Here is a 7,296-nt window from a genome sequence, read left to right on the forward strand (position 1 = left end):
AGACAAAATACCGGTTTCTCTCAAATCACCAACCGCAAAAAGAGCATGTCACATGAGAAAATAAATTTCTCATGCGGCATGCCCCATTAATGGAATATTTACAATTCATTGATATTGGATGCGCTTACAATCTGTTCCCACCGGTTGAACGAATAGATTCTGTCTTCATCCGGCCAGAAACATACCCGCTTTTCTTCCAGCTCTTCAAGCGGCTGCTCCGGATCGGAAAGCCAGGTGGAAATCCGTTTTGCGGCAGATTCCAGACGGCTTCTTATACCGCCCAGACGCACATCGATTACTTCATATCCCTGTGGTTTGCACTCATCCATCCAGATTTCTTCCCTCATGCCGTGCAGTTCCTTCAGAAGAGTAAGACATGCAGGAATCCTTTTCCCGGCCCAGACGCAAAGGCGGTCCTTATCCTGATTGTCATAACCGGACTTTAATTCCAGCCCCATCTCCGCTTTCTCAGCCAGAAACGCTGCCAGCTTCTGATAATAAGCAAGCAGTTTCCTGATTCTTTGCGGCTGTTCTTTTTCAAGACACTGATCCAGTTTCTCCGCAAGATCCTGATAATATTCCCTGAGCCCTTTTCCTTTAAACTGCCCGTCAAAGATTCCAAGCATCGGATCCTGATAAAGAGCCAGCTTGGACGGGTTTGCCGACTTGAGATTATACGGATCCTCCGGCTGAAAATTATCGAACCGGTCAAGAAGCATGAGGTCTTCACTGTCGATGCCGAACAATTCCTTTACTCTGTCATGCAGCCGTTCTTTCGTCACTTCTTTTTCGTAGGCACACTCGGCAAAATATGTTAAGGAAAGCAGACAGGTTTCCATCGGTGTTTCCGCTCCATCGTCCTGCCAGAGAGTGCAGAACCATTTGTCTGCTCCCGCTTCTTTCATGACCTTCGTCCCAACCCGTGTCGTTTCCAGTGCTCTTGCGTAATTCGGCGCGATTCCATTCCAGGTCCAGCCTCCTCCCGCAAAATACATGTGACCGGACAGTTTTCCATGAAGATGTACCATCTTTCTGTACATATCCTCGGACGCATTGTAGTAGTCCCAGTATACAAGCGTAAGCTCTTTGTCCGGTTTGTCTTTCTCCTGCCATTCATAGTCTTCGGAAACACTGTAGTAGCGCCCATCTTCTGACGCCAGCATGAAATACATATCACTCCAGATCATCGGATCAAACTCGTATTTCCGGCAGATCGCGCATACCCGGTCCAGATGCTCTTTCATAATTCCGGTACGGTCCTGATATCCGTTCTTTCTCAGATAATTACCGAGCCCCAGCTGAAATGCCTCATCCATTCCGATATGAATGCGCTTGCCTGAAAACGAAGTTCTTACAGAACGGATCATGTCCTCTAAGAATTCATATACCGCAGGTTCACCCACAAGAAGGATATCTGAATTGTCCCGCATCTTTTCCGTAACCGGCCATCTCAGATAGGTCCGTAGATGTGCAAGTGTCTGTATACACGGAACCAGTTCGATCCCGAATTTTGCAGCATACCGTTCCATCTCCCGGATCTCTTCTTTCGTGTAGCGTCCTCTGAGCGCTCCAAAATGCGGATATTTTGGAATCTCATATGTATCTTCCGTGTAAAGAAGAAGATCATTCATTCCAAGAAGCGCCAGATATTCAATGTACCGTTTGACTGTCCCGACTTTAAGCACTCCATTTCTGGAACAGTCGAACATCGTCCCAAGCCGGCTCGTGTACGCGGTCTCCGAGCAGGAAATATCTTTCTCCGGATCTCCAAGCACCATCCCAAGCGCCCGGTAATACTGAACATCCTGGTGGTACTGAATTTTGACGTTGTTTCCGCATTTCAGCACCCTCAATCCGGATTTTTCCGTATACTCCGGATAAATTACCAGCTCTTCTTCCGGTGCTTCCGGAAAATGTTTCAGCAGAATCTCCGAAGTCTCCTGAAATTTTAAGTCCTTTACAATCAGTTTCATATCGTCCTCCTGTTATCCTTTTACACCTCCAAGGGCAATTCCCTGAACGAACTGCTTCTGAAGGAAAATATACAATATAAACGGGAAAATAAATGTAATCAGTGAGCCCGCCATAATCAGACCGTAATTGACTGAATACTGCGTTTTCAGTACGGAAAGAGCAACTGTCAATGTATATTTCTCCGTCTCTGTAGCCGCAATCAGAGGCCACAGGAAATCATTCCATGCCGAAATGAATGTAAATACAATCAAAGTCACCACAACCGGTTTTAAAAGCGGCATCACAATCTGGATAAAAATTCTGTATTCCGGACATCCGTCCACCTGAGCAGATTCAATCAGTTCATCCGGAACCCCATTCATAAACTGCTTGACAAGGAATACCGAGAACGCTCCGATCATGGTAATCACAAGGGCTGTCCTCGTATTGAGCAGTCCTAAATTTCTCATAATAACGAACAGCGGAATCATTGTCACCTGTCCCGGAATCATCAGAGAAACCATGTAAATCTGGAAAATAAAATTCCTCCCCGGAAACAGCTTCTTCTCAAATCCATATGCTGCCATACAGGATATTATCACATTGAGCACACAGGAGGCAACGACTACAACCACACTGTTAACAAATGCCTGCAAAAATCCGCTGTTCTGGAAAATATAGATGAAGTTTTCAAAATTGGTAAAGTCCACTTCCGCAAGATTCAGCCGCAGTGTCCTTGACTCCGTGAAAGACATCAAGAACATATAGATAAATGGGAATACCGCAATCACTGTAACTAAAACGGCACAGATCAGTCCAAAAATTCCGAGCGGTGTCCAACGGTCGATTCGTTTTCCTTTGTTTTTCTTCATGCTTTCATCACCTCGCTGTCTCTTTTTTCTCTTTGAAGAATGTATTTTCCACAATATTGATAATCAAAATGATAATCAAAAGCAGAATCGCCATCGCACAGGCATATCCCATCCGGTATTCTTTAAAGGCCGCATTGTAAATTCCCATGACAAGGGTGACGGTCGACCGTCCGGGTCCTCCGTTTGTCATCGTGTAGGAAAGGTCAAATACCTGGAAGGACCAGATGATTCCAAGAGTGATAACCAGATAGTTGATCGGCTTTAAAAGCGGCATGGTAATCTTGAAAAAGGACTGGATTGAAGTCGCCCCGTCCACTTTTGCCGCCTCGTAAAGTTCCGGCGAAAGCCCCATAATACCGGCGTAATAGATAACAAGGAAATATCCTACATTTTTCCAGATCGCCACCACGCAGACGCAGATCAGCGCCGTCTTCGAGCTCCCCAGCCAGTTGATCTCACCGACTCCGAACAGGCCCAGAATGGTATTGATGATACCACCGTCTGTTCCAAAAATTGTTCTCCAGATCGCCCCTGCCGTAACCGAAGATGCAATCACCGGAATAAACATGGCACTCCTTAAGAAATTCCCGACGATATTCTGCATTTTGTCCGCCAGAAACGCCGCAAAAACAAGCGCCAGAAAGGTCTGAACCGGAACTGTGACAATAACATAAATAAACGTATTTTTCAGTGCGTCCACCACATATTTATCCGAGAATACTTTTTTATAATTTTCCAGTCCGATAAAGTCGGCTTTTGTCATGATATCGTAGTCTGTCAGACTGAAATACGTTGACATAAAAATCGGCAGCAGACAAAAGCACACCATAAAAAACAGACTCGGAAGAATATAAATGTATCCCTGTATCATTTCTCGTCTTCTTCTTTTCAACTGTCTCACCTCAACTACATTGACACGAACCGGCAGGAACCTTCCCGCCGGTCCGTATGTTTGAATTCCTTATTCTGCTGCCAGGTTTTCGTTATAGTAATCCTGAGCGTTTTTCAGAACTTCGTCCGGTTCCATCTCACCCATCATCATGGACTGCAGATTTTCATTGACTTTCGTCAACAGGGAAACCGCACTGTTAAACGGAGTGATGGTCTTGAAGTTGTCATTTTCCACTGTGTAGAGCTCTTTAAACCGCTCGTCACCTGTATATTCCTCATCTTTGGTGATCGGCGGCTGTTCTGTGATCTGCTGGTGGAACGCGGACATCACATCTGCGCTGGAGAGCAGTTTGATCGCTTTCATCGCCAGTTCCTTGTCCTCACACTTGTCAAAGAGCACAAGGGAATCTGCCGCAAAGAAGGTCTTTGCCTGTCCGTCCGGTCCTGCAAGAGCCGTCGTCCAGTCCCAGTCTACTCCTTCCAGATTCAGGCAGTTGCTTGTCGCAAGCACCATAAATCCGGTCTTTCCTGCCTCAAAATCCGGGCGGGCATCGTCATTGGATGTCGCCGCTTCATCGATAAAGTTGTACTTAAATCTCAGGTCATAGAGGAACTGCATTGCCTCCCTGCCCTCTTCCGTGTCAATCGTGACATTGCCATCCTCATCTGTCAGTTCTCCGCCTGCACTCCAGAAGAACGGGAGGAAGTTTTCATCCACATTTCCCCATGCTCCGCCAAGTGCCATATCAAACGGCTTCACACCTTCACAGTTATCCTGAATTGCCTGACATGCGCTGATAAATTCATCCCATGTCGTCGGCATCTGTGTAATACCCGCCTGCTGCATAATTGCCTTATTTCCTACAAGAACCCGCGCATTTCCAACAATAAACGGCAGTGCATACTGTTTTCCATTAATTGTTCCATAATCATAGTAGATATAATTATCCTTTTCTGCATCATCGAAATAAGAATCCATATCTGCAAGAAGATCTTTGGAAATATAGTCTCCCATCATCTCCATGGACATATATCCGATGTCCGGTCCGTTTCCGGATGTTACTCCAGACAGATATTTCTCCTCATAATTAGACCACGGAAGGATCTGAACATCAAACTCGCAGTTCTCTTCCTTCTCTAATGGTGCAAGCTGTTCCTCCCAGAATTCCTGGTCTGAAACTTCCGCATCCGTTCCCGCATAAGCCGGGAACCAGATAGAAACTGTCTTCTTTCCGCCGTCTGATGAATCCGAACTGCCGCCACAGCCCGCCAGCAGCCCAACACACATTGCCGCTGTCACACATACCGCACCTAATTTTTTGAACCGTTTTCTCATATAGGCCTCCCTCGTTTACTAATATCATTGTTTTCTTGTCAAATGCCTGGCCAGATAAACTCATCTTACCCCCCCCCGGTATATATTTGTCAAGCTGTTACAAAAATTTCTTTTCAACTCCTCTCTTTTTGTCGATTTTGTCCATTCTGTATGATATACTTTCTGTACACAATCGGAAAGGGGAGCCAATTATGAATATCATCTGGTCAAAATATGTACAGGGAGTAAAAACCTTATATTTTTCCCGCAGATTACGGTTTCATGATATGTTTGCAGAACAGTATCAGACACTATTTGACTTGAGCAAAGAAACACAGCTCAAAATTCTGGAAATCGGCTGCGGTCCGGGTGCTCTGGCCGGCTCTCTTCACCGTTGGTACCCGAACGCCGAGATTACCGGGCTGGATCGTGACAGTGCATTTATCCAGTTTGCCGGAGAGCATGAACCGGGAATCTCATTTGTTGAAGGGGATGCCGCAAAACTCCCTTATCCGGACAATACCTTCGATGTTACGATCTCCTTTACAGTCAGCGAACATATCGATCCTTCCGCATTCTTTCAGGAGCAACTTCGGGTACTGAAACCCGGCGGAGTCTGTCTCGTGCTTTCCTCCCGTAAAGGAATTACGGTTCCTGCACCCGTCATTTCCGATAGCGACCGTGAACAGCGCTTCTGGGATAAAGCCGGGAAATACGATCATACAAAGGATCAGTATGAAATCTGCCGTTATCCGATGAGCGAAGCCGAATTACCACTTGCAATGGAATCCTATGGTTTTCAACAGATTCACACAGGATTTGTAACTGTCAGTCTGACACCGGACAATCCAGATATTTCATCCTCACTGGCTTATGATATGATTAACGCATCCCGCCAGACAGAACTGGATTCTATTGAGTCGGTATGTCATTCTATACCTGAACAGGTCTCACCCGAAGAACGGGATGAAATGATACGGCTTATCAATGAAAAATATGATCGCCGGCTCCACCAGTACGATCAGGGCGAAAAACAGTGGGATACAAACGTGTCTCTCATCATGATCGTGCGAGGAGTAAAATGAGCCGGCAGACACTAAATAATTATTTTTATCAATGGGGAGGTAACTATTATGAGGGAACTGAAGAATAATGATGCGGTTCAGTTGTTTGAAGACAAAAAAGGTCCGTACCGCATGGGACGAAGAAAAAGAAGAATGGTATTTTTCCGTTGTGGATGTAATCGACGTTTTAACTGACAGTCCAAATCCAAATAATTATTGGAAAGTCTTAAAAAAACGACTTAAAGATGAGGGAAATCAGTCGGTTACAAATTGTAACCAACTGAAATTGAAATCCCCCAAAGATGGCAAGCGCTACAAAACTGATGTTGCCAACACTGAACAGCTTTTGCGGATCATCCAGTCTGTTCCATCCCCGAAAGCCGAGCCGTTCAAGGCCTGGCTTGCCATGGTCGGCACAGAACGTATCGAAGAAACCATTGATCCAGAGCAGGCAATTGACCGTGCACTGGAAACCTATCTGAGCATCGGGATGTAGCCAAACGCGGAGGAAACGTAGCCGGCATTGCACGCCAGGCTTTGGAAGCCGAAACCGGAAAGCCGGTAATCACTTCGCAGAATGCCAATCATTTCCGACAGCTTATCACAGATATTGTAGAGGATGCCGCCACGCTGCCAGTTCACACAGAAAAGGTTTTTGACAACGAAGGAAACACTAAATAATCATTCCAACGCTCTCTTCGATTATAGGCATACAGTAATCTGTTATCGTACAAAAAAGGGAGCCCTGCTTACGCACCCTTCGTGCAAAACAAGACTCCCTTTCTCTGCTTTATTTTATTATCCGGTCTGCTATCCAGTTCTCAATCTCTTCAAAGACCTGCATCCGGTCTTCTTCATGCAGGATTTCGTGCCGGTCGTCCGAATACAGCCGGATCGTCGTATCTGAAATGCCTGCCTTCCGGAACTGTTCGTATACTTTCCACACTCCGGCTCCGAAATCACCTACGGGATCTTTTGCCCCGGATACAAAGAACACCGGCAGATCTTTCGGTATCTCTTTCACGCCTTTTTTCGTCAGTGTCCGCATACCGCGGAACATCTGGCGGTAACCGCTTACCGTAAACAGGAAACCGCAGAGTAGATCTGCTTCGTACCGTGTCACATGAGTATTCCGGGGCATTTTCCATCACCAGTCCGGCGTTAGGAAATCACTATTCCGGATAAGCGGAAATCACTGTTC

6 protein-coding genes and 1 pseudogene are annotated in these 7,296 nt (G+C 46.0%); 2 read left to right on the forward strand and 5 right to left on the reverse strand.

Annotation, left to right across the window (positions count from 1 at the left end; all coding sequences use genetic code 11):
• Window positions 1–98: 98 nt before the first annotated feature.
• From FGQ85_RS09825 to FGQ85_RS09840, 4 genes are all read right to left on the reverse strand, one after another.
• A complete protein-coding gene (locus FGQ85_RS09825; RefSeq protein WP_138373358.1) occupies window positions 99–1,973 on the reverse strand; it encodes a beta-N-acetylhexosaminidase in 1,875 nt (624 codons plus the stop codon).
• A gap of 12 nt (window positions 1,974–1,985) precedes the next feature.
• Window positions 1,986–2,825, reverse strand: a complete 840-nt coding sequence (locus tag FGQ85_RS09830; RefSeq protein WP_138373359.1) for a carbohydrate ABC transporter permease — start codon at window positions 2,823–2,825, stop codon at window positions 1,986–1,988.
• Window positions 2,826–2,832: 7 nt separating this feature from the next.
• Window positions 2,833–3,696 (reverse strand): sugar ABC transporter permease, encoded by an 864-nt coding sequence (locus FGQ85_RS09835; protein WP_243128533.1) that lies wholly within the window; start codon window positions 3,694–3,696, stop codon window positions 2,833–2,835.
• A gap of 90 nt (window positions 3,697–3,786) precedes the next feature.
• Entirely contained in the window at window positions 3,787–5,052 is a 1,266-nt protein-coding gene (locus FGQ85_RS09840) for a sugar ABC transporter substrate-binding protein (RefSeq protein WP_138373361.1), read from the reverse strand.
• Window positions 5,053–5,243: 191 nt separating this feature from the next.
• Between FGQ85_RS09840 and FGQ85_RS09845 the strand changes: the two genes are divergently transcribed.
• Together FGQ85_RS09845 and FGQ85_RS09850 are read left to right on the forward strand one after the other, a co-directional pair.
• On the forward strand, window positions 5,244–6,116 hold the full coding sequence (locus FGQ85_RS09845) for a class I SAM-dependent methyltransferase (RefSeq protein WP_138373362.1): 873 nt from the start codon (window positions 5,244–5,246) through the stop codon (window positions 6,114–6,116).
• A gap of 48 nt (window positions 6,117–6,164) precedes the next feature.
• Window positions 6,165–6,776, forward strand: a pseudogene (locus FGQ85_RS09850) (Bro-N domain-containing protein).
• 109 nt (window positions 6,777–6,885) lie between these two features.
• Here the strand turns inward: FGQ85_RS09850 and FGQ85_RS09855 are convergent.
• Window positions 6,886–7,236: an alpha/beta hydrolase gene (locus tag FGQ85_RS09855; protein ID WP_138373363.1), complete on the reverse strand. Its 351-nt coding sequence runs from the start codon at window positions 7,234–7,236 to the stop codon at window positions 6,886–6,888.
• Window positions 7,237–7,296: the final 60 nt, after the last annotated feature.

The organism is Pseudoflavonifractor sp. BSD2780061688st1 E11, from assembly GCF_005844125.1.
Lineage (GTDB): Bacteria > Bacillota > Clostridia > Lachnospirales > Lachnospiraceae > Sellimonas > Sellimonas catena.